General features: G+C 72.6%; 25 protein-coding genes. 15 read left to right on the forward strand and 10 right to left on the reverse strand.

Features of this window, described 5'->3' with window-relative positions; genetic code table 11:
- Positions 1-9 precede the first annotated feature (9 nt).
- On the reverse strand, positions 10-882 hold the full coding sequence (locus ACOOHC_RS12500) for a fructosamine kinase family protein (RefSeq protein WP_420450736.1): 873 nt from the start codon (positions 880-882) through the stop codon (positions 10-12).
- A 101-nt stretch (positions 883-983) separates the two neighbouring features.
- The gene (locus ACOOHC_RS12505; RefSeq protein WP_420450737.1) at positions 984-1,394 is read right to left on the reverse strand and encodes a VOC family protein; all 411 of its coding nucleotides are present in this window, start codon (positions 1,392-1,394) and stop codon (positions 984-986) included.
- Positions 1,395-1,510: 116 nt separating this feature from the next.
- Here ACOOHC_RS12505 and ACOOHC_RS12510 point away from each other — a divergent pair, with 116 nt between their 5' ends.
- The 6 genes from ACOOHC_RS12510 (at position 1,511) to ACOOHC_RS12535 (ending at position 7,057) form a co-directional block, all read left to right on the forward strand.
- Complete coding sequence (locus tag ACOOHC_RS12510) at positions 1,511-1,804, forward strand: glutaredoxin family protein (RefSeq protein ID WP_420450738.1); 294 nt, start codon at positions 1,511-1,513, stop codon at positions 1,802-1,804.
- Positions 1,805-1,859: 55 nt separating this feature from the next.
- Positions 1,860-3,305 carry a cystathionine beta-synthase gene (locus ACOOHC_RS12515; protein WP_420450739.1) on the forward strand — a complete coding sequence of 482 codons (1,446 nt, stop codon included), beginning with the start codon at positions 1,860-1,862 and terminating at the stop codon, positions 3,303-3,305.
- On the forward strand, positions 3,305-4,474 hold the full coding sequence (locus ACOOHC_RS12520; RefSeq protein ID WP_420450740.1) for a cystathionine gamma-synthase: 1,170 nt from the start codon (positions 3,305-3,307) through the stop codon (positions 4,472-4,474). The genes ACOOHC_RS12515 and ACOOHC_RS12520 overlap by 1 nt, the downstream gene beginning before the upstream one ends.
- Positions 4,475-4,711: 237 nt before the next feature.
- Positions 4,712-6,049 carry an alpha,alpha-trehalose-phosphate synthase (UDP-forming) gene (locus ACOOHC_RS12525; RefSeq protein WP_420453797.1) on the forward strand — a complete coding sequence of 446 codons (1,338 nt, stop codon included), beginning with the start codon at positions 4,712-4,714 and terminating at the stop codon, positions 6,047-6,049.
- A gap of 31 nt (positions 6,050-6,080) precedes the next feature.
- Entirely contained in the window at positions 6,081-6,479 is a 399-nt protein-coding gene (locus ACOOHC_RS12530) for a hypothetical protein (protein WP_420450741.1), read from the forward strand.
- Positions 6,476-7,057 (forward strand): DUF4112 domain-containing protein, encoded by a 582-nt coding sequence (locus ACOOHC_RS12535; protein ID WP_420450742.1) that lies wholly within the window; start codon positions 6,476-6,478, stop codon positions 7,055-7,057. The genes ACOOHC_RS12530 and ACOOHC_RS12535 overlap by 4 nt, the downstream gene beginning before the upstream one ends.
- A gap of 49 nt (positions 7,058-7,106) precedes the next feature.
- Here ACOOHC_RS12535 and ACOOHC_RS12540 read toward each other — a convergent pair whose 3' ends face one another.
- The 3 genes from ACOOHC_RS12540 to ACOOHC_RS12550 all read right to left on the reverse strand — a co-directional run bounded on the left by ACOOHC_RS12540 (position 7,107) and on the right by ACOOHC_RS12550 (position 10,416).
- On the reverse strand, positions 7,107-7,775 hold the full coding sequence (locus tag ACOOHC_RS12540; RefSeq protein WP_420450743.1) for a ribonuclease HII: 669 nt from the start codon (positions 7,773-7,775) through the stop codon (positions 7,107-7,109).
- Positions 7,776-7,830: 55 nt separating this feature from the next.
- Complete coding sequence (locus ACOOHC_RS12545; protein WP_420450744.1) at positions 7,831-9,237, reverse strand: hypothetical protein; 1,407 nt, start codon at positions 9,235-9,237, stop codon at positions 7,831-7,833.
- A 162-nt stretch (positions 9,238-9,399) separates the two neighbouring features.
- On the reverse strand, positions 9,400-10,416 hold the full coding sequence (locus ACOOHC_RS12550; protein ID WP_420450745.1) for an NAD(P)H-dependent glycerol-3-phosphate dehydrogenase: 1,017 nt from the start codon (positions 10,414-10,416) through the stop codon (positions 9,400-9,402).
- An 88-nt stretch (positions 10,417-10,504) separates the two neighbouring features.
- On the opposite strand from ACOOHC_RS12550, the gene cofC reads away from it, so the two are divergent.
- Together cofC and ACOOHC_RS12560 are read left to right on the forward strand one after the other, a co-directional pair.
- Positions 10,505-11,107: a 2-phospho-L-lactate guanylyltransferase gene (gene cofC / locus ACOOHC_RS12555; protein WP_420450746.1), complete on the forward strand. Its 603-nt coding sequence runs from the start codon at positions 10,505-10,507 to the stop codon at positions 11,105-11,107.
- Positions 11,104-11,844, forward strand: coding sequence for a PIG-L deacetylase family protein (locus ACOOHC_RS12560; RefSeq protein WP_420450747.1), 741 nt, complete (start codon positions 11,104-11,106; stop codon positions 11,842-11,844). The genes cofC and ACOOHC_RS12560 overlap by 4 nt, the downstream gene beginning before the upstream one ends.
- A 154-nt stretch (positions 11,845-11,998) precedes the next feature.
- Here ACOOHC_RS12560 and ACOOHC_RS12565 read toward each other — a convergent pair whose 3' ends face one another.
- The 3 genes from ACOOHC_RS12565 to ACOOHC_RS12575 all read right to left on the reverse strand — a co-directional run bounded on the left by ACOOHC_RS12565 (position 11,999) and on the right by ACOOHC_RS12575 (position 13,596).
- Positions 11,999-12,589 (reverse strand): histone H1-like repetitive region-containing protein, encoded by a 591-nt coding sequence (locus ACOOHC_RS12565; protein WP_420450748.1) that lies wholly within the window; start codon positions 12,587-12,589, stop codon positions 11,999-12,001.
- Between the two features lie 4 nt (positions 12,590-12,593).
- Complete coding sequence (locus tag ACOOHC_RS12570) at positions 12,594-12,878, reverse strand: HU family DNA-binding protein (protein ID WP_420450749.1); 285 nt, start codon at positions 12,876-12,878, stop codon at positions 12,594-12,596.
- A 238-nt stretch (positions 12,879-13,116) separates the two neighbouring features.
- The gene (locus ACOOHC_RS12575) at positions 13,117-13,596 is read right to left on the reverse strand and encodes an HIT family protein (RefSeq protein ID WP_420450750.1); all 480 of its coding nucleotides are present in this window, start codon (positions 13,594-13,596) and stop codon (positions 13,117-13,119) included.
- Between the two features lie 221 nt (positions 13,597-13,817).
- Between ACOOHC_RS12575 and ACOOHC_RS12580 the strand changes: the two genes are divergently transcribed.
- The 3 genes from ACOOHC_RS12580 (at position 13,818) to ACOOHC_RS12590 (ending at position 16,473) form a co-directional block, all read left to right on the forward strand.
- A complete protein-coding gene (locus tag ACOOHC_RS12580; protein ID WP_420450751.1) occupies positions 13,818-15,230 on the forward strand; it encodes a PhoH family protein in 1,413 nt (470 codons plus the stop codon).
- 186 nt (positions 15,231-15,416) lie between these two features.
- A complete protein-coding gene (locus ACOOHC_RS12585) occupies positions 15,417-15,752 on the forward strand; it encodes a WhiB family transcriptional regulator (RefSeq protein WP_420450752.1) in 336 nt (111 codons plus the stop codon).
- 103 nt (positions 15,753-15,855) lie between these two features.
- Positions 15,856-16,473 (forward strand): PolC-type DNA polymerase III, encoded by a 618-nt coding sequence (locus ACOOHC_RS12590; RefSeq protein WP_420450753.1) that lies wholly within the window; start codon positions 15,856-15,858, stop codon positions 16,471-16,473.
- Positions 16,474-16,528: 55 nt separating this feature from the next.
- Here the strand turns inward: ACOOHC_RS12590 and ACOOHC_RS12595 are convergent, their stop codons facing one another.
- Together ACOOHC_RS12595 and ACOOHC_RS12600 are read right to left on the reverse strand one after the other, a co-directional pair.
- Positions 16,529-17,521, reverse strand: a complete 993-nt coding sequence (locus ACOOHC_RS12595) for a helix-turn-helix transcriptional regulator (RefSeq protein WP_420450754.1) — start codon at positions 17,519-17,521, stop codon at positions 16,529-16,531.
- Positions 17,518-18,474, reverse strand: coding sequence for a helix-turn-helix transcriptional regulator (locus ACOOHC_RS12600; protein ID WP_420450755.1), 957 nt, complete (start codon positions 18,472-18,474; stop codon positions 17,518-17,520). The genes ACOOHC_RS12595 and ACOOHC_RS12600 overlap by 4 nt, the downstream gene beginning before the upstream one ends.
- An 84-nt stretch (positions 18,475-18,558) precedes the next feature.
- On the opposite strand from ACOOHC_RS12600, the gene sufC reads away from it, so the two are divergent.
- The 4 genes from sufC to ACOOHC_RS12620 all read left to right on the forward strand — a co-directional run bounded on the left by sufC (position 18,559) and on the right by ACOOHC_RS12620 (position 21,791).
- Positions 18,559-19,335 carry a Fe-S cluster assembly ATPase SufC gene (gene sufC / locus ACOOHC_RS12605; RefSeq protein ID WP_420450756.1) on the forward strand — a complete coding sequence of 259 codons (777 nt, stop codon included), beginning with the start codon at positions 18,559-18,561 and terminating at the stop codon, positions 19,333-19,335.
- Between the two features lies 1 nt (position 19,336).
- Positions 19,337-20,569 carry a SufS family cysteine desulfurase gene (locus ACOOHC_RS12610; RefSeq protein ID WP_420450757.1) on the forward strand — a complete coding sequence of 411 codons (1,233 nt, stop codon included), beginning with the start codon at positions 19,337-19,339 and terminating at the stop codon, positions 20,567-20,569.
- Positions 20,569-21,042, forward strand: coding sequence for a Fe-S cluster assembly sulfur transfer protein SufU (sufU, locus tag ACOOHC_RS12615; RefSeq protein ID WP_420450758.1), 474 nt, complete (start codon positions 20,569-20,571; stop codon positions 21,040-21,042). The genes ACOOHC_RS12610 and sufU overlap by 1 nt, the downstream gene beginning before the upstream one ends.
- Before the next feature lie 89 nt (positions 21,043-21,131).
- Positions 21,132-21,791, forward strand: coding sequence for a PaaI family thioesterase (locus ACOOHC_RS12620; RefSeq protein WP_420450759.1), 660 nt, complete (start codon positions 21,132-21,134; stop codon positions 21,789-21,791).
- The last annotated feature ends 15 nt before the right edge of the window (positions 21,792-21,806 follow it).

Consider the following 21,806-nt stretch of genomic DNA (forward strand, 5'->3'; position numbering starts at 1 on the left):
CGGCGTGGCTCACAGGACGCGCTCGGCCGCGTCGAGCGCCCGCTCGGTCGCCGCCGCGTAGCTCCCCCCGAACTTGATCGCGTGCACCGCCAGCGGGGCGAGCTGGTGGAGCGGAACACGATCGCGCCAGCCCTCGGCGAGGGGGAACTCCTCGTCGTAGGCATCGAAGCACTCGGGCGAGAACCCGCCGAAGAGCTGCATCATCGCGAGGTCGAACTCGCGGTGGCCGCCGTGCGCGGCCGGGTCGATCAGCCAGCTCCGACCGTCGGTGTCGACGAGGCGGTTGCCCGCCCACAGGTCGCCGTGCAGGCGGGCGGGCCGCTCGTCCGCGGCGCCGACGCCGTCGAGACGACCGGCTACCGACTCGAGGCGCGCCACCGCCGACGAGGGGAGCGCCGCGCCGTCCGCGGCGAGGCGGGCGAGCGGGAGCAACCGGTTCGTGGCGTACCCCTCCGCCCACGTCGCGCACGGATCGTTCGGCAGGGCACGGCTCCCCGTCGTGCGCCGGTCCTCGCGACCGAAGCTCGGGGCGCCGGCGCGGTGGAGTCGGGCGAGACCACGGCCGAGGTCGGGCTCGGTGCCCGCCGTCGGGCGTCCCTCGTCGATCCACCCGAGCACCAGCAGCGACTCCTCGACCGCGACGACGTCCGCGACCGCGAGCGCCCCGGCCTCGGCCATCCAGCGCAGGCCGTCGGCCTCGGTGTGGAAGAAGCGCGGCGGAGGATCGCGGTGGGTCTTCGCGAACAGGGTGCGCCCGTCGGCGAGCTCGACGCGCCGCGCGTCGGCCACGTCACCGCCCCCGACGCGGGCGAGGCGCACGACGTCGGCGTCGAGGACAGCGGACAGGCGGGCGGCGAGCGGATCGTCGCGCGAGGGCGTCATCGGCCGAGCCTCCCCGTCGCGCCCGGCGCCCAACCACCCGAGACCGGTCGATCTCGTCGATCGATCCGTGCGGCGGCGCACCGCACGCCCGCGGCGCGCGGTCAGATCTGCGAGGCGATGGTCTCGATCAGGTCCCACCGGTTCCCGTAGAGGTCGCGGAACACCGCGACCCTCCCGTAGGGCTCGTCGCGCGGCTCCTCCTCGAACTCGACGCCGCGCTGGCTGAGGACCGTGTGCTCCATGTCGAAGTCGTCGGTGTGCAGGAAGAACCCGACCCGGCCGCCGGTCTGGTCGCCGATCCTCGCCCGCTGGTCGGCGGAGTCGGCGCGCGCGAGCAGGAGGTGGGTCGCCGACAGGTCGCGCTCGACCCCGGCGGGGCACACGACCACCCATCGTCGATCCTCGCCCTGGTCGATGTCGTCGACCAGGCTGAAGCCGAGGTCCTGCACGTAGTGTCGCTTCGCTCGGTCGTAGTCGTCGACGACGATCGTCACGAGCCCCAGGTGCGCCACGCCTCCATGATGGCAGGCGGCGCTCGGGCCCGGTGACCACCGGCGCGCGGGCTGCGCGGGTCGGAAATCGGTCACGTCCCCGCCGCACCGGGACGCGCGATTCCTAGCCTCGTGCCATGGCCTCCTCCGTGCCCGACCGCATCGATCTCTACTGGCGGCCGGGGTGCGGGTTCTGCTCCTCGCTGCGCAACCAGCTCGACCGCCTCGGCGTCGAGCGCGTCGAGCACGACATCTGGGACGACCCGAGCCAGGCCGAGGTGGTGCGCCTCCACGCGAACGGCAACGAGACGGTGCCGACGGTCGTGGTCGGCGACACCGCGATGGTCAACCCGAGCGCCCGCGACCTCGTCGCCCACCTCGCCGAGCACGCGCCCCACCTGCTCCCCGACGACGCCCACGCGGCGAGCTGAGTCGGGCCGGCGGCCCCAGGTGCGCACCCGGGGCCCCGTGACCTAACGTCGGGGGATGACCGACGAACGTCACCCCGCCCTCGAGGGGACGGAGATCGCCGACTCGATCCTCGACCTGATCGGCGAGACCCCGATGGTGCGCATGCGCCGCATCAGCGAGGAGCAGGGCATCGAGTGCAGCCTCGTGATGAAGCACGAGGTGACGAACCCGGGCGGCTCGTCCAAGGACCGCCCCGCGCTCGAGATGATCCTCGCCGCCGAGGCGAGCGGGGAGCTTCGTCCCGGTGGCACGATCGTGGAACCGACGAGCGGCAACACCGGGGTGGGGCTCGCGATCGTCGCCGCGCAGCGCGGCTACTCGTGCGTGTTCGTGATGACCGACAAGGCGGGCAAGGAGAAGGTCGACCTGCTGCGCGCCTACGGCGCCGAGGTCGTCGTCTGCCCGGTCGCGGTCGCCCCCGAGGACCCGCAGAGCTACTACAAGGTCGCCGAGCGCCTGACCGCCGAGCGAGACGCCTTCCGCCCGAACCAGTACCAGAACCCCCACAACGCCGTCGCCCACGTGAAGACGACCGGCCCGGAGATCTGGCGCCAGACGGCCGGGCGGATCACCCACTTCGTCGCGGGGGCGGGCACCTGCGGCTCGATCACCGGGACCGGCCGCTACCTCAAGTCGCAGAACCCCGACATCCGGATCATCGCCGCAGACCCCGAGGGATCGGTGTTCTCCGGGGGCTCGGGACGTCCGTACCTCGTCGAGGGGGTCGGCGAGGACTTCTTCCCCGCCGCCTACGACGGCGACCTGTGGGACGAGGTCATCGCGATCAGCGACGAGGAGAGCTTCCTCACCGCGCGCCACGTGAGCCAGACCGAGGGGATCCTGATCGGGGGGTCGGGCGGCACGGCCGTCGCCGCCGCGATCCGCGTCGCCCGCGAGGCGGACCCCGACGACATGGTCGTGGTGTTCAACCCCGACTCGGGGCGCGGCTACCTGTCGTCGGTGTTCAACGAGGAGTGGATGGCCAACTTCGGGTTCCTCCGCCGGTGCGATCAGTGCGTGGGTGCGGTGCTCGACGCACGCAACGCCTCGATCGAGAACCTGCTCTACGTCAACCCGACGCAGCCGGTGAGCGAGGCGATCGAGATCATGCGCGCCAACGGGGTGAGCCAGCTCCCGGTGTGCAAGAACACCCCGCCGTTCGCCAACGCCGAGGTGTCGGGATCGGTGGACGAGCTCGAGCTGATGGAGACGATCCACCGCGATCCCGGGGCGATGAGCACCGAGGTCGAGAAGGTGATGGGGGCGAAGCTGCCCACGATCGGGGTCGGCCAGGAGGTCGAGCTCGCCGTCCAGATGCTGGAGACGACGCCCGCGCTGCTCGTGCTCTCCGGAGGTCGCCCGCTCAGCGTGCTGACCCGCACCGACCTGCTGTCGTACTTCACCTCGGTCGCCGAGGGCACCGAGCTGCCCGGCACCGACCTGCCGACGACCGGCGCCTGATGGGCGACCTCGAGTCCGAGTCCGGGTCCGAGCTCGCCGGGTTCTCCACCCGTGCGATCCACGCCGGTCAGGACCCCGACCCCGCCACCGGGGCCGTGGTCACCCCGATCTCGCTGTCGACCACGTTCGCGCAGGACGGCGTCGGCAACCACCGGGGGTACGAGTACTCCCGCTCGGGCAACCCGACCCGGACGGCGATGGAGACCCAGATCGCCTCGCTCGAGCAGGCGCGGTTCGGGATGTCGTTCGCGAGCGGCCTCGCCGCCGAGGACAACATCTTGCGCCTGCTGCGCCCGGGGCAGCGGGTGCTGCTCGGCAACGACGCCTACGGCGGCACCTTCCGCCTCATCTCCGGGGTGTGGGCCCCGCTCGGCATCGAGTGGAGCGCTGTCGACCTCACCGACGTCGACGCGCTGCGCGACGGCTGGCCCGACGACACCGCGATGGTGTGGCTCGAGACCCCGACCAACCCCCTGCTGACCTGCGTCGACATCGAGGCGATCGCCGACGTGGCGCGCGAGCGCGGGGCCCTGCTCGTCGTCGACAACACCTTCGCCACCCCGTACCTGCAGCGACCGATCACCCTCGGCGCCGACATCGTGGTCCACTCCTCGACGAAGTACCTCGGCGGCCACAGCGACGTGGTCGGGGGCTTCGTCGCGGTCGACGACGCCTCGCTCTCGGAACGGATCTCGTTCACCCAGAACGCCGCCGGAGCGGTCCCCGCACCCTTCGACTGCTACCTGGTGCTGCGCGGCGTGAAGACCCTGGCGGTGCGGATGGATCGCCACTGCCGGAACGCCCGCGCGATCGTCGACCTGCTGGTCGCGCACCCCGCCGTCGACCGCGTGCTGTACCCCCAGCTCCCCGACCACCCCGGCCACGCCGCGGCCGCCAAGCAGATGAGCGACTTCGGGGGGATGGTGTCGTTCACCCTCGCCGCCGGCCGCGAGGCGGCGATGCGCGTCGCCGATACGACCTCGGTCTTCACCCTCGCCGAGTCGCTCGGCGCGGTCGAGAGCCTGATCGAGCACCCGGCCGCGATGACCCACGCCTCCGCCGCCGGCTCGCCGCTCGAGGTGCCCGACGACCTGATCCGCCTCTCGGTCGGCATCGAGGACTCCTCCGACCTCGTCGACGACCTCGGCGCGGCGCTCGAGCGAGCCTGAACCGATCACGCCGCGCTCGCGCGGACCGTCGCGCCGACGGCGCGCTGATCGGTGCCGAAGCCGCGATCGCGTGTCATCCTGTCGACCATGAGCGGAGCACGACCCACCGATGCCGGCGGTGAGACCACGGTCGAGCGTCGCGCTCGCCTCGCCACCGAGGCGACCGCGCCACCCGCCGTCGACGAGGCGGCCCCCATCGACCGTCCCATCGTCGTCGCGGCCAACCGCCTCCCGGTGATGCGCACCGACGACGGGTGGGCGCCATCGCCCGGCGGGCTCGTGCGAGCGCTGTACCCGATGCTGCGCGAGTCGGGGGGGACCTGGGTGGGCTGGACCGGCGACAGCGGCGACGACGTCGACCCGTTCGAGGTCGAGGGGGTCGACCTCCACCCGGTCCCGATCAGCGCCGAGGAGATGGAGCTCTACTACGAGGGGTTCTCCAACGACGCGCTGTGGCCGCTGTACCACGACGCGCTGCGCGAGTCGACCTTCGACAGCGACCAGTGGGACGCCTACTGCCGGGTGAACGACCGCTTCGCCGACGCCATCGCGCAGGTGGCGCCCGAGGGCTCGGTCGTGTGGATCCACGACTACCAGCTCCAGCTCGCTCCCGGGCGGTTGCGCGAGCTGCGCCCCGATCTCGTGATCGGCTTCTTCCTGCACATCCCGTTCCCCCCGGTCGAGCTGTTCACCCGCCTGCCCTGGCGTGACGAGATCGTGCGGCGGCTCCTCGGCTGCGACCTCGTCGGGTTCCAACGCCCGATGGGGGCCGCCAACTTCACCGCCGCCGCCCAGCAGCTCCTCGGCGCCGAGGTCGACGGCGACGCGATCCTCCACGACGGGCGCCGCAGCCGCGTCGGCGTCTTCCCGATCTCGATCGACGTGGCCGAGGTCGAGGAGATCGCCGCCGGTCGCGCGACTCGCCAGCGGACCAGCCAGATCCGGGCGCGCCTGGGCGACCCCGAGGTGATCATGCTGGGCGTCGACCGGCTGGACTACACCAAGGGGATCGGACTGCGGCTGCGGGCGTTCGCGCAGCTCCTCGAGGACGGGCGCCTCGACCCCACCCGCCACGTGCTCGTGCAGATCGCGACCCCGACGCGCGAGGCGGTCGAGCACTACCAGGACGAGCGGGCGCAGATCGAGCGGATGGTCGGCGAGATCAACGGACGCTTCAGCCGCATCGGGCTGCCCGTCGTCCACTACCTGTACCAGACGCTCCCCTACGACGAGCTCGTCGCCCTCTACCGCGCCGGTGACGTGATGATCGTCACCCCGTTCCGCGACGGCATGAACCTGGTCGCCAAGGAGTACAGCGCGGCCCACATCGACGGCGACGGGGTGCTCGTGCTGTCGGAGTTCGCCGGCGCCGCGGACGAGCTCACCGATGCGGTGCTCGTCAACCCCCACGACGACCACGCCCTCCAGGACGCCATCGTCGAAGCCGTCGAGATGCACCGCCACGAGCGGCGGAGCCGGATGGCCGGCCTGCGCGACCAGATCCGCAAGAGCGACGTGCGCGGCTGGGCGGCGCGCTTCCTGTCCGAGCTCGACTCCACCGCGGACGTCGCGTGAGTGAGCACGATGCGCCGAGGTGCGTCGGCCGATGACCTCGACGATCCGGGCGGTCGCCCGCTGGGCGCTCGGCGCCAGCCTCGTCGGGGCCGGGACCGGTCACCTGACGTTCCTGCGCAGGGAGTTCCGGGCCCAGGTCCCGAGCTGGGTTCCGGTCGAGGAGGATCGCGTCGTCGTCGTGTCCGGCGTCGTCGAGATCCTGCTGGGTCTCGCGCTCGTCCTCGCCGGTGAGCGTCGGGCGAAGATCGGCTGGATCGCGGCGGCGTTCTTCGTCGGGGTGTTCCCGGGCAACGTCGCGCAGTGGCTGGAGGGCACCGACGCGTTCGGCCTCGACTCCGACGCGAAGCGCTTCGGTCGCCTCCTCTTCCAGCCGGTGCTCGTCGCCTGGGCGCTGTGGTCGACGGGGGCGTGGCGCGAGGCACGCACGTGACCGGCGACGCCTCGACGTCCTCCGCCGACGAGGCGCCCGAGCTCGAGCTCGGCGCCGTCCCGGGCGAGCGGACCACCGGCCGGCGACGGGGCGAGACGGCGAGATCCGATGCCGGCCGGCCCGTGCCCCCGTTCGTCGAACGCCTGGCGTGGTTGCTCGACGACTCGATCCGCGTCCCCGGCACCGATCGACGAGTCGGGCTCGACGGCGCGATCGGGATGGTGCCGGGGCTGGGCGACGGCGCCGGGCTCGTCGCCTCCACCGTCGTCATCGTCACCGCGGTGCACCAGGGGGTCTCGTTGCCGACCGTGGGCCGGATGGTCGGCAACGTGCTGATCGAGTCGCTCGTCGGTGTCGTCCCGTTCCTCGGCGACGCGTTCGACTTCGTCTGGAAGTCGAACTCGCGCAACGTGGCGCTCCTGCGCGCCGAGCTCGCCGAGCCGGCACGCACCCGGCGGTCGTCGATCGCCGCCCTGGGCATCTCGGCGATCGTGGTGGTCTCGCTCCTCGCGATCACCGTCGCCGCCGTGCTGCTCGGCGTCTGGCTCCTCGTGCGGGCCGTCGACGCCGTCCTCTGAGGTCCGACCCGGTCCGATCCCGGCGCCCCACCCCGACTCGCCGGCGAGGTCAGAACAGGGCGGTCTGGCCGACCGGCGGCGTGCGACGGATCGCGGTCCACGGGACGTAGTTGTCCATGAACACCCAGGTCCGGCGATGGATCGCCGAGGGTCCGTACCCCTGGAGCGCGGCCTTGTGGACGGGGCACGGGTAGCCCTTGTTCGTGTCGAACGACCAGTGCGGGTAGTGCTCGGCCCAGCGGCGCATCTCTCGGTCGCGGACGACCTTGGCGAGGATGCTCGCCGCGGCGACGCTCACGCAGCGCAGGTCGGCCTTGACCGCGAGCTCCACGTTCTCGACCGCGGGGGACACGAAGTCCCACGTCCCGTCCGTCACCGCGACGTCGGGGACGACGTCGAGCTGATCGATCGCCCGGCGGGTCGCCAGCTTCTGCGCGGCCGACATCCCCATCCGGTCGCACTCGACCTGGCTCACGGCGCCGACCGCCCACGTGGTGCACCACGACGCGATGCGGTCGAACAGGAACTCACGGCGCGCCTCGGTGAGCAGCTTGGAGTCGCGGATGCCGTTGACCCGGGTCTCGCGCGGCAGGACGGCGGCGCCGACCATCAGCGGCCCGGCCCACGACCCCCGGCCGACCTCGTCGATCCCCACCACCTGGTCGTGGCCGAGGGCCCACATCGCCTTCTCGATCTCGCGGGTGGGAGCCCGCCGCACCGACGACGCCACCCTGCGGCCCGGCCGTCGACGCGTCACCACGCTCGCGCCCCCGTCACGTGAAGCTCCCGCCGGAGTCGCTCGACCCACCTGGCCGACCGGTCTCGTCGGACCGGTCGGGCGCCACCCCGCCCCCGAGCGGGATCGAACGCCGCGCCCGTGCCGCTGTCGGCGGGACCGCCCACAGCGCCTCACCCGACGACTCCTCGCTCGTCCAACCGGGATCGACGTCGGGGGCGCTGAGCGTCACCGTCCGCTCCCCGTGCTGCTCCCACAGGACCGCCGGTCGCTCACCGTGCCAACGCAGCGCGTACGACACGGACGAACCGAACCCGGTCGGGACGTGGTGGACCTCGAGGTCCCGGCCGAGCCACGCCGACGGCATCCCGCCGACCAGCAGACGCCCGTCGGACGCCAGCCGCCGCTCCACCGCCCGGACGAAGCGCCCCACCGAGGCGGACCGCCGGAGCGAGGCGAGCGAGGTGGGGTCGCCCGAGGCGAGCGCGCCCGCGCTCGCAGCCGGCGTGGCGGGCGCCGCGGCTCCGATGCGCGCCCACAGGGCGTCGATGTCGCCCACCGCGCGCTCGTCACCGGCGCGGGCGGCCACCAGGCGCGCCGCGGCGATCGCGTCGCGCACGACGGGACCGCCGCGCTCGGACGGAATCGGCGCTCCGCGGCGCCTCGTCACGGACCGGGCGACCCGCTCGGTCGGGGAGACCACCTCGACGAGCCAGTCGTCCGCGGGGTCGCCGCAGCGGACGAGCTCGCCGACGTCGAGCAGGAACCCGATCGGGTCGTGGGCGGGCTCGACCGGCCCGTCGAGGAGCAGATCGCACCGTGCGGAGACGACCGCCTCGACGAGCGCCTCGTCGGGGAGCACCAGGTGGCTCGCGCCTCGGGCCCGGCCGGCCCAGCCACGCACCACCGCATCGGCGGGCGGGAGGTTCGCGAGCGTGGGGCGGGCGCCGGCGAACCCGATCCCCGTTCGCACCGTGGCACGGTGCCCCACCGGCAGCACGACCGCGCCCGGGTCGAGCTCGATGCCGCGGACCTCGACATCCGACGGCGGCCGGTCCGTGAGCAGTTCGGGGCCCGACACCGCGACCGCGACCGGCATCGGCGACTCGTTCTCGAACTCGACGACGACCCCGCCGCCGGCGTCGGGCACCGCCCAGATCCGCTGGACCGCGTCTCCGTCGGGGATCCGCAGCCGCGTCTCGAGCACCGGTGTCCCCTCGACCCGGCGCCGGCGCACGGTCGGCTCGCGCGACGGGACGTGCCACCGGTCGTCGGCGGCGACGAACCAGTCGAGCGCCGGCGCATCGGGCGCGGACCACGAGGTGACGGATCCCCACGGTGAGACCGACCAGCGCTCGCGGCGGCCCGTCACGCCGATCGTGACGTCCCCGGAGGGATCGTGGTCGGCCCCGGCGGTGGCGGACGTCGACCGGTCGGAGCTCACCGGGACGATTCAACCAGCGCAGCGCCCGGACGGACACGTGGTCCCGCTCGACCGCACCACGTCGCCCGGTGCGCCGCCGCGCTCGTGCAGCCGTCGTCGATCGCTCCCGCGCCGCCGCGACCTCCTCCGCCGTGGCCACGTCGGCGGTTCGCTCGCCCCGCCCTACTCCACCTCGCTCGTCGCGTCGCGCTCCATCAGAGCTCCCAGGGCGTCGGGCGCGGTGCGGCCCTCGTGGCAGACCGCCACGACCTGCTCGGTGATCGGCATCTCGACGCCGTTGCGGCGTGCGAGGTCGAGCACGCTCGGCGACGACCCGACCCCCTCGGCGACCATGTTCGTCGACTCGACGATCTCGTCGATCGAGTCCCCCTCGCCGAGGCGACGTCCGACGGTGTTGTTGCGGCTCTGCGTGGAGGAGCAGGTGGCGATCAGGTCGCCCATCCCCGCCAGGCCGGCGAAGGTGGCGGGGTCCCCTCCGAGCGCCTCGCCGAGACGGGTCATCTCGGCGAGCCCACGGGTGATCAGGGTGGCGCGGGTGTTGTCGCCGAACCCCATGCCCCGGGCCATCCCCGAGGCGATCGCGATCACGTTCTTGACGACCCCGGCGACCTCGCACCCCACGACGTCGGGGTTCGTGTAGACGCGCAGAGCCGGTCGCGTGAAGAGCCGCTGCAGCTCACGGGCGATCCGCTCGTCGTCGATCGCGACCACGCTCGCGGCGGGTTGGCCGCCCATGATCTCGCGCGCCAGGTTGGGCCCGGTGAGCACGGCCACCGGGTGGCCGGGCATCTCCTCGGCGGTGATCTCGCTCATGCGCTGCTGCGTCTCGCGCTCGAGGCCCTTCGCCAGGGTGACGACCGGGACCCACGGCCGCAGGTGCTCGGCCACCCGGCGCGCCACCTCCCGGTAGCCGTGCGATGGGACCGCCATCACGATCACGTCCGCCGTGGTGACGACCTCGTCGAGCGAGCTCGAGGCGACGAGCGCCTCGGGCAGCTCGAAGGAGTCGAGGTACTCGTCGTTGGATCGCTCCTCGTTGATCCGCTGCGCGAGCTCGGGGCGTCGCGCCCACAGCGTCGTCGGCGCGTTGGCGCAGGTCAGCGCGGCCATCGTCGTCCCCCACGACCCCGTTCCGATCACCCCGACGTGGAACGACCCACCCCGCTCGCCATCCGACATCCGTCCCCCCGGTTCGTCGTGGTCGCTGGGCGACCCCCTGCCGGCCGACCGTAGCTCCGCGCACGCCGTCGGTTCCTACACTCGCCGCGTGGACGTCGCTGCGCTCGTACCGATCAAGGCGTTCGGCGACGCCAAGGGGCGGCTCGCACCGGTGCTCAGCGCGGGGGACCGCGCTCGCCTGGCCCGTTGGATGGCCGAGCGGGTCGTCGCCGCGGCCCGATCCGTGACGGTGCACGTCGCGTGCGACGACCCCGAGGTCCGGCGCTGGGCCGACGACCTCGGCGCCGAGGTCGTGTGGACCGTGGGGCGCGGTCTCAACGGGGCGGTCGACGACGGCGTGGCCGCGATCGGACGTGCCGGGTTCGATCACGTCGTGGTCGCCCACGCGGACCTGCCCCTCCCCGAGCGGTTGCTCGACGTCGCCCGGGAGGGGACCGCGACCTTCGTCCCCGACCGCCGCCGTGACGGCACGAACGTGATGTCGTTCCCCACGGCGACCCCGGTGGCGGCGAGCTACGGTCCCGGGTCGTACGTCCGGCACCGGCGCTCGGTCTCGACGCTGCCGATCGAGGTGCGCCTCGACCCCCACCTGTCGCTGGACGTCGACACCCCCGACGACCTGAACCACCCGCTGCTCAGAGAGGTCCTGCCCGCATGGCTCCCAACGATCCCGGACAACCCCCGTCGATGAGCGACGGCGTCGAGTGGACGTCCGACCTCGACGCCCCCGAATCCGCGCTGGCGATCGGCGCTCACCCCGACGACGTCGAGTTCGGGTGCGGAGGTCTGCTCGCCAAGTGGGCGGCGCAGGGGTGCGTGGTCCACCACCTGGTGTGCACCGACGGGTCCAAGGGCACCTGGGACGTGGGCGCCGACGTCGCCGCGCTCGCCGAACGTCGCCGCGACGAGCAGCGCGAGGCAGCTCGTCGCCTCGCCCCTTCCACCGCCGGCGAGGTGCGCTTCCTCGACCACGTCGACGGCGAGCTCGAGAGCGGCCTCGCCGAGCGAGCCGAGGTCGCACGCGCGATCCGCGAGCTGCGGCCGTCGGTCGTGCTGGGCCACGACCCGTGGAAGCGGTACCGACTGCACCCGGACCACCGCCACGCCGGTCTCCTCGCGTGCGAGGGGATCGTGGCGGCTCGCGATCCCCACTTCTTCCCCGATCAGGGCGTCGCCCACCACCGCCCCGACGCCCTCCTGCTGTGGGAGGCCGACCGACCCGATCACGTCGAGGACGTGTCGACGTCGCTCGACGTGAAGCTGCACGCCCTCGAGGCGCACGAGAGCCAGTTCGAGTCGACGATGGGGGCCGCCGACGCCTCGGAGCTGGACGCGTTCCGGTCGCGGATCCGGGAGCGCCTCACCGCGCTCGGCGCTCCGCACGACATGGCGGCAGCCGAGGTGTTCGCCCTGATCGACCGGCTCTGACCGGCCGTCGGCGTCCCGGACGGCCCGCCGGGAGGGTCGGCGAGCTGCGAGCTGCGAGCTGCGCGTCGACGCCGAGGCGACCAGCGCCCCGGCGTCGATCGACGGATCACGACGCACCGATCCGGTGCGGGCGGCGACCGCCGACGCCGGGGCGTCAGGTGCGCGCCGAACGCTCCTTTGCGACGGAATCGGGACCGGCGAGATCCTTCGCCGCCTGCGGGCCGGCGTCCGCCGTGATCGCCTCGCGTCCCGCCGCCTTCTTGGCGGTCGCCTTCTTCGCGGTCGCCTTCTTCGCGGTCGCCTTCTTCGCGGTCGCCTTCTTCGCGCCGGCCTTCTTGGCGGTCGCCTTCTTGGCGGTCGCCTTCTTGGCGGTCGCCTTCTTCGCGCCGGCCTTCTTCGCGGTCGCCTTCTTCGCGGTCGCCTTCTTCGCGCCGGCCTTCTTGGCGGTCGCCTTCTTCGCGGTCGCCTTCTTCGCGCCGGCCTTCTTCGCGGTCGCCTTCTTCGCGGTCGCCTTCTTGCTCACCGCCTTCCTCGCGCCGGCCTTCTTCGCGGTCGCCTTCTTCGCAGCAGCGTTCTTCGCCGACGTCTTCTCGCCCGCGGACTTCTCGCTCGCGGCCCGGTTCGCCGTGACCTTCCCGCTCGCGGCCTTCGTGCCGGCCGACTTCTTCTCCGCCGACTTCTTCTTCGCCGCCGACTTCTTCGCCGCCGTCTTCTCGGTGGACGTGGAGGACCTCGCTGCTGCCATCAGGTCACTTCTTGCCGTTGAGGGCTTCCTTGAGAGCGGAGCTCGACGAGAACTTCATCGCCGTCGAGGCCTTGATGTCGACCTCTTCGCCCGTCTGGGGGTTGCGACCCTTGCGCGCCTTGCGCTCGGTCGTGCTGAACTTGCCGAAGCCCGGCCACGTCACGGCCTCACCGCCCTTGGTCTCGGTGACCACGTGATCGAAGAACGCACCGAGCGCCTTCTCCGTGTCCGACTTCGACAGTCCCGCGGCGTTCGCCACCGAGTCGATCATTTCTGCCTTGGTTGCCATGTGTGGAGCTCTCTTCCGTGGTCTGTGCTGTTCACCCCGGCGAGGACGCCGGGGCCGTACCGACCACCCTAGGGGGTGGAACGACATCCATGTCACTTGCCCGACCGGTCGGGCGCAAGCACCGATCTCGTTGCGGTTGCAACGAGCACCGTCTCGGGGCCGTGCGGGGACTGACCCGCGTGGCCCGGCGCGAACGCACGAGCGCGGTCCCGCGTGGGATCGCCGAGCCGGTCGGTCGTCAGTCGGCCGCGCCTGCGACGTCGCCGAGCGCGTCGCGCAGGACGACCCCGGTGGCGGCCATCTCGCCGTCGGCGTAGCTGGTCCTCGGCCAGAAGAACCCGCGCAGCCCGTCACCTCGGGTGCGCGGCACGACGTGCACGTGGAGGTGGGCGACGCTCTGGCTGACCACGTTGTTGTTCGCGACGAAGGTCCCCTGGCTGCCCAGCGCCGCCGGCATCGCGGCGCTGATCGCGCGCACGCGCTCGAAGAACGGCCCGACGTCGTCGAGGTCCGCGAGGGTCACGAGGTGGCGGCGCGGGATGACGAGCGTGTGACCGACGAAGAGCGGGCGGACGTCGAGGAAGGCCACGGCGACGTCGTCGGCGAACACGATCTCGGCGGGTTCGTCCGTCGACGCGATGCGGCAGAACACGCACGCCTCGGCCGGATCGGTCGGGTCGCCCCCACCGTGGCGAGCGGGGTGGTCGGCGGCGGCCATCGGTCGATCCTCCCACGGTCCGCCACGGCCGACGGGGTCGTGGGGGCGGACCGACGCAGCGGCGCGCCTCGCGCCGACCCCCGCCATCCGCGCCGTGCGTCGAGAGGTCGGGTACAACAGGGATCGGCGGACTCCTCACGATGGCGGGCGCACCGCGCCCGCCGGACCCGGGAGCCGTCGTACGATCACATCGAACGTCCACGACCGACTCTCCAGGAGTGATGGTGACCGACCTCATCGAATCCCGACCCGACGCCGACGACGGAGGGTCCGGGGCCCCCGACCCACGGGGGGTCGATCCGAACGGGACGGCGACGCGGAGCCGACTCGTGCTCGACACCTCGGTGCTGATCGCCGATCCGAGCTGCGTGCTCGAGTTCGCCGACGCGGACGTCGTCGTCCCGCTGACGGTGGTCGAGGAGCTCGACGGGCTGAAGAGCCGCACCGACGACGTCGGACGGGCGGCGCGCTCCGCGCTGCGCACCCTCGAGGAGCTGCGCGTCGAGCACGGCGGATCGCTCGCCCAGCCCGTGCCGACGGGGACCGGGACCGCGACCCTCCAGATCGAGATCAACAACATCCGCAAGCACCTCCTGGTCGAGCACGGGCTCGATCCGGCCGTGCCCGACAACCGCATCATCGGAGCGGCGATCGGCCAGGCCGACAACGGGCCGACCACGATGGTCAGCAACGACGCCGCCCTGCGGATCAAGGCGGCTCACCTCGGCGTCAGCGCGGCGGCCCATTCGCCGGTCCGCTCGGAGCGCTCGGTGGCCGCGGTCGGGTGGTCGACGATCGACGCCACCTACGAGACGATCGACTGCCTCTACGCCGCGGGCGCGATCGCCCTCGACGCCGTGGTCTCCCCCGCCGATCGACTGCGCGAGAACGAGTTCGCCGTCCTGCGCTGCGGGTCGCAGTCGGCGCTCGTGCGCAGCGTGGGCGACGAGTTCGTGCTGCTCCCCAACGGCCCGTGCGAACCGTGGGGTCTGCGACCGCGCAACAAGGAGCAGCGCTTCGCCCTGGAGCTGCTGCTCGACCCCGACATCTCGGTGGTCGCCCTCGACGGTCGCGCGGGGACCGGCAAGACGCTCCTCGCGATCGCCGCCGGACTCGAGATGGTCGTCGAGCAGCAGCGCTACGAGCGCATGGCGATCTACCGCCCGCTCGTCCCGGTCGGGCGCGCCGAGGTCGGCTTCCTGCCCGGCGGGCTCGACGAGAAGCTCGACCCGTGGATGTCGGCGATCCACGACGCGATCGTCGCGCTGGCGGACCAGGGCAGCACCTCCGACGCCCGACGCCTGATCGACGAGCTCACCGACCGGGGGCAGCTCTCGCTCGAGTCGGTCACCTTCCTGCGCGGTCGCTCGCTGCATCGCCAGATGGTGCTGATCGACGAGGCGCAGAACCTCGAGCCCACCACCCTGCGGACGATCCTCACCCGAGTCGGCGACGGGACGAAGGTGATCTTCACCGGCGACACCAGCCAGATCGACGCCCCCTACCTCGGCGAGTCGAACAACGCCCTCAGCGTGCTCACCTCGGCCTTCGCCGACCAGCGCTGCTTCGGCCACATCACGCTGACCGCCTGCGAGCGCAGCGACGTCGCCAGCCTGGCCGCCGAGCTCCTGTAGGCCGCGCCCGGCTCGGCCCGCCCGCTCCCCGCCCCCTCCCGGGCCCGGCGCCTGGAGGCGAACTCGTCCGAGCGATCCACCCGGACGGCGCGAACCGTCGGCGAGCGCGGGTCGCACCGGCGTGATTTAGTGCTAAATTGTTGTCGGTGAGGTCGCCCCCTCGCCGTCGACCACAGCGAGCGAGGAGTGCTGACCACGTTGATCGAGTCCGAGCGACGATCCGAGGCCGACCCGGCGGATGCCGACGACCTCAGCTGGCGCGAGGACGCCGCGTGCAAGGGTGAGACGCGGCTCTTCTTCGCTCCCAAGGCCGAACGCCCCCAGGCGCGGGCGCGGCGCGAGACCAAGGCCCAGCGGTTGTGCGACGAGTGCCCGGTGGCCCGCCCGTGCCGCGCCTTCGCCCGCGATCACCGCGAGTACGGCTACTGGGCCGGCGAGTCGGAGGAGGACCGGCACCTCGCCGGCTTCACGGTGTCGGCTCCGATCGGGATCCGGGCCCGCCACCACAAGCCCGCGAGCTGAGCCGACCCCGTCCGAGGCGGCGATCCGCACCTCGCCGGGCCGTCGCCGCGATCCGACCGGGAGACGGCGGCGACCGACGCACCCCACGCGTATCGTGAGCGGGATGGGGCTCCCCCGCTTCGCCGTCGTCGACCTCGAGACCTCCGGGTTGCGCGCCGAGCGGCACCGGATCCTCCAGGTCGCGATGGTCACCGTCGACGCGCACGGCACGGTCCACGACGAGTGGGAGACCTTCGTCAAGCTGCGCTGGCCGCTCGGTCGAGTCGGCCCCAGCGACGTGCACGGGATCACCCGGCCGATGCTGCGCGACGCCCCCCGGCTCGCCAGCGTCGTCGCCGAGCTCGGCGACCGGCTCGGGGACTCGATGTTCGTGGCGCACAACGCCCGCTTCGACGGAGCGTTCCTGGAGCGGGCGGCACGGCGCCGGCCGACGAGCGAGCTCGCCCGGCTCGAGCGCCGGTTGTGCACGCTGCGGATGTCGCGTCGCCTCGACCCCGACCGTCGGTGCTCCCACCGCCTCGGCGACGTCTGCGCCCGCTACGGGGTCGCGCTCGATCGCCCCCACGACGCCCTCCACGACGCACGCGCCACCGGCGCCATCCTCCCGCACCTGCTGCGCGACCTGCGCGTCGAGACGCTCCACGACCTCGAGCCCTTCCTCGACCGAGCCCCGAGCCGTGCGCAGCGCTCGTCGAGGTGGTCGATCCGCCGACACCCGTGATCGAGTCGCGATGCGCCGATCGCGAGCGACCCGATCGATCTCGGCGAACGGATCCTCACCCGGCCGAGTCGTACCCCGCCAGGATCCGCGACGCGAGCTCGCGGGCGCCGTGCGACGCGTCCGGCGGGTCGACGACGGTCGCGTCCGGGCCGAGGCGGACCAGCAACCGGCTCAGCCACCAGTCGCTGGCGACCGGGAGGACGACCTCGACCGGGCCGTCGTCACCGTTCGACGGATCGCCGCCCGGCACGGGCTCGACCGAGTCGACCGGGTATCGCTCGACCACCCAGCTCGCCGCCGGGCGCAGCCGCAACCGTGCTCGCGGCACGTCGACGTCGGCGAAGAAGGCGTCGGGAGCCCGAGCCTCGGGGTCGAGATCGTGGAGGCGCCCGGTGGGTTCCATCGACTCGATCCGGTCGATGCGGAACGTGCGTCGCTCGCCGGAGCGGTCGTCGTCGGCGAGGACGTACCAGTTCCCGCCGTCGACGAACACGTGGCGGGGCACGATCGTGCGTGCGCCGACGTCGCCGCGCACCGGCGAGTAGTACTCGATCTCGAGCTCCGAGCCCGTGCCGACGGCGTCGAGCACCGCGGCGGTCGCCGCCGGCCGCTCGAGGTCGACGGCCACCCCCGCCGTGTCGTCGGCGTGCGCGGCCACCCCCGCACGACCGAGCCCGTCGGCCAGCTTGGCGAGGCCGCGTGCCAGCGGACCCTCGGGGTCGGCCCCGGGCAGCTCCATCGCGGCCCGCCCCGCCGCCAGGAGCGCGAAGCCCTCCGGTGCGGTGAGCCGCAGGGGGCGGGTGAACAGGCGCGGCACCCCGACGTAGACCGTGCCGTCGTCGACGAACACGTCGATCATCTCGTCGACGTAGGGGGGCAGGCCGCACATCGCGACGAGCTCGAGATCCTTCGCCACCTGCGTCTCGGTCAACCCGTAGCGGGAGGCCACCTGCGTCAGCGGCACCTCGCCCGCCTCCATCAGCCACGGAAGCATGACCAGCAGCTGACGGAGCCGATCCTCGGCGTTGCGCGGACCCGGTCGGCTCATCGACGTGCCCCCGTCGGCTCCGTGACCGCTCGGAGCCAGCCGATCACGTGGTCGCGCACGGCGGGCGGGCCGAGCACCACCGCGTGGTCGACGAGGCCGAGCACCCACGACCGGAAGGCCTCGAGGTTGGTGGCGGGCACCAGCAGGTCGACCGAGCCGTCGTCGTGGCGGGCGACGACGCGCTCGGAGCCCAGCTCGCGCTCGCTCGCGCCGGCGCGCACGGCGTCGATGCGCACCGTGGCCTCGACCGCGTCGTCGGAGGAGTGGCCGATCTGCTTGGGGTCGGCCGGGAAGGCCGTGCGCGGATCGAAGTCGGCGGGCCGCTCGAAGGAGCCGGGCTCGCCGACGTCGATGTCGGCGTCGACTCGATCGATGCGGAAGGTGCGCTTCTCGCCCCGGAGGTGGTCGTGACCGACGAGGTACCAGAAGCCGCCGCGCAGCAGCACCCCCCACGGATCGACGGTGCGCTCGACCCCGCGGTAGTCGAAGGTGATCGGCGAACGGCTCGCGACGGCCGAGCGCACCACCGGCAGCTCCGGGCGGTCCGGCAGGACCGCCGACACCGCCGGGCGCTCGTCCGACGACAGCGCCCCGCCCAGCTTCAGGATCGCGTCGCGCCCGGACCCCGAGTCGGTGCGCACGGTGGCGACCGCGACCTGCAGGGCGCGCATCTCGTCGGGCTCCAGCCCCAGGTCCCCGAGCTCGTAGCGGTCGCGGTCGATGCGGTAGCGGGTCTGCCCGGCGAGGGCGTCGCCGGAGTGGACCTCGGTCTCGATCGGCACGCCGATCTGGCGCAGCGCCGCCTTGTCGCGCTCGAACGCCGTCCGGCGCGACTTCTCGGCGTCGGGGTACTGGCCCGCCAGCGAGTTCGCGATGTCGGTCAGCGACAGCCCGACGCGCGTCTCGAGCAGCAGGGCGAGCAGGTTGGTCAGTCGCTCCACCCGGTCGGCCACGGGCTCAGGATACGGCGGGACGCCGAGCTCACCCGTCCGGGCGCGGCCCTCGGCAGAGTCGTCATCCGCTCGTAGGATCGAGGTGTGACCACGCCGCTGTTCCGAGTCGACGACCTCCACGTGCGACCCGCCGCCTCCGACGCGGGCGAGATCCTCCGGGGCCTCGACCTCACCGTCGGCGAGGGCGAGATCCACGCGATCATGGGCCCGAACGGGTCGGGGAAGTCCACTCTCGGGGCCACCCTGATGGGCTCGTCGGAGTACGCGGTCACGTCCGGCTCGATCACCTTCCGCGGTGACGACGTCACCGAGTGGCCGGTCGACGAGCGGGCGAAGGCGGGGATGTTCCTCGCCTTCCAGTACCCCCAGGAGATCGCGGGGGTGTCGGTCATCCAGTTCCTCCGCCAGGCGCTCTCGGCGCGCAAGGGCGTCGACCTCTCCGTGCTCGAGCTGCGCCTCGCGACGATGGACTGGATGGAGCGGCTCGGGATGGACTCGAGCTTCGTCGACCGCTACCTCAACGAGGGGTTCTCGGGCGGCGAGAAGAAGCGCAACGAGATCATGCAGATGGCGATCCTCGAGCCCGAGCTGGCGATCCTCGACGAGACCGACTCCGGCCTCGACATCGACGCCCTGCGCATCGTGGCCCGCGGGATCCGCGAGGTCCGCTCCGAGCGCGAGACCATGGGGGTCGTGCTGATCACCCACTACCAGCGGCTGCTCGACGAGGTCGCCCCCGACCGCATCCACATCCTCGTCGACGGGCGCATCGTCGACAGCGGGGGGATGGAGCTGGCGGAGCGGCTCGAGCGCGACGGATACGACTCGTTCCGCGCCGAGCCCGCCGGCACGGGGAGCTGAGGTGTTCTCGGTCGACGACGTCCGGGCGCAGTTCCCGATCCTCACCGATCGCTCGATCGACGATGCGCGCCTCGTCTACCTCGACTCCGGCAACACCTCGCAGAAGCCCCGCCGGGTGATCGAGGCGATGAGCGCGTTCATGGAGTCGACGTACGCGCCGATCAATCGCAGCTCGTACCGCCTGGCGGGCGAGGCGACGGAGGCCTACGAAGGCGCGCGGGTGGCCGTCGCCCGGCTGATCAACGCCCCGTCGCCCGACGAGATCGTGTTCACCAAGAACGCGACCGAGGCGGTGAACCTGATCGCCGCCTCGTGGGGGCGCACCAACCTGGGCGAGGGCGACGTCGTGGTGCTCACCGAGATGGAGCACCACGCCAACATCGTCCCGTGGCAGATGCTCGCCGCCGAGCGGGGCGTCGAGATCCGCTGGATCCCGCTCACCTCCGACGGACAGCTCGACCTCACCGACCTCGACCGCCACCTCGACGGTGCCAAGGTGCTCGCGTTCACCGCGATGAGCAACGTGCTCGGGACGCTCCCCCCGACCGAGCGGCTGTGCGCCGCGGCCCACGACGCCGGAGCGCTCGCGGTCGTCGACGCGTGCCAGTACGTCCCGCACAACGTCACCGACGTGCAGGCGTGGGGCGCGGACCTCGTCGCCTTCTCGAGCCACAAGATGTGCGGCCCGTCGGGGATCGGGATGCTGTGGGGGAGGATGGAGCTGCTCGACGCCATGCCCCCGTTCCTCGGCGGCGGCAACATGATCGACACCGTCAGCTTCGACGGCTTCACCACCGCACCGGTCCCGGCGAAGTTCGAGGCCGGCACCCCGCCGATCGTCGAGGCCGTCGGGCTGACCGCGGCGGTCGAGTTCCTCGAGGAGCTGGGGATGGCGAACGTGCGTCGCCACGAGATGGACCTCACCCGCTACGCCCTCGACACGCTGAACGCTCGCTTCGGCGACGACATCACGATCTACGGGCCGACGAACGTCGAGGTGCGCGGCGGGGTGTTCAGCTTCGCGTTCCGCGACCTGCACCCCCACGACGTCAGCCAGGTCCTCGACCAGTCGAACGTGTGCGTGCGTGCCGGGCACCACTGCGCGAAGCCCCTGATGAAGACGCTCGGCGTCCACTCGACCACGCGGGCGAGCGTGTACCTCTACAACGACGAGGGTGACATCGACGCCCTGGCCGACGGCCTCGACGGCGCGAGCGATATCTTCGGGTTCTGATGCCGGGCCTCGAAGACCTCTACCGCGAGATCATCCTCGACCACTACCGCACGCCGCGCAACCGCGGCGAGCTCGAGGCGCCCCCGGCGATCCGCACCGACGGGCACAACCCGCTCTGCGGTGACGAGATCACCGTGTACCTCGCGCTCGAGCCCGCCGACAGCGGCGACCTCGACGACGCCATCGTGTCCGACATCAAGATCGGCGGCCAGGGGTGCTCGATCTCGCAGTCGTCGGCGTCGATGATGACCAAGGCGGTCATGGGCCGTCGCATCGGGGAGGTGCGCTCCACGATGCGGCGCTTCAAGACCATGATGGGGGTCGACGGGATCGAGGTGCGCGAGGGCGACTCGGACGTCGACCTCGGCGAGCTCGAGGCCCTGCAGGGTGTGGTGAAGTTCCCGGTGCGGATCAAGTGCGCCGTGCTGAGCTGGAACACCCTCGCCAACGCCCTCGACGAGGCGAACGCCTGACGGTGGGCGCCGACGCTCCCGGTACCGACGGGTCGCCGTCGAGCACGACGACGGCCGTCGCGGCGAGCGCGGACGAGCGGAGCCCCACGATGGGCGAGGTCGACGAAGCCGTCGCCGCGGCCCGACGCGACCTGGGCGCCGCCTACCGGCGGCTGGGGCACGCCGTGATCGGCCACCACGCGGACGTCGACGACCTCGCGACGACCGCGGCCGCCCTCGATCGCTTCGCCGCCGATCTCGAGCAGGGCCCGCCCCGCACCCGCATCGAGATGCGTCCGTCGGGGTCCCACGACGACGACCCGCCCGCCGACGGCGAGGAGATGCTCACCTACGACGACCGCCCGATCTCGGGGCGCGCCGCTCCCCTGGGCGTCGACGTCCACGTCGCGCGCGACGGCGACGAGGCGGTGGGCTCGATCACCTTCGGTGCCGCCCACGAGGGGGCTCCGGGCCGCTGCCACGGCGGCCTCGTGTCGGCGCTGTTCGACGACGTGTTCGGGTTCGTGCTCGCCCTCGAGCGCCGGCCCGGCTTCACCGGCACCTTGAACGTCCGCTACGAGCACGGTGTGCCGCTGCACCGTCGGCTCGAGTGCCGGGTCCGCCTCGACCGACGGGAGGGTCGCAAGCTGATGCTCTCGGGCGAGCTCTCCGGCCCCGGCGACGACGGCGCTGCCACGGTGTTCACCCGGGCGACGGCGATCTTCGTCACGATCGACCCCGAGCTGTTCGCGATCACCGCGCGCGCCTGAGCCGGCCGGGCCGGC

Origin of the sequence: Ilumatobacter sp. (assembly GCF_965215205.1) — a bacterium.
Classification (GTDB): Bacteria; Actinomycetota; Acidimicrobiia; order Acidimicrobiales; family Ilumatobacteraceae; genus Ilumatobacter_A.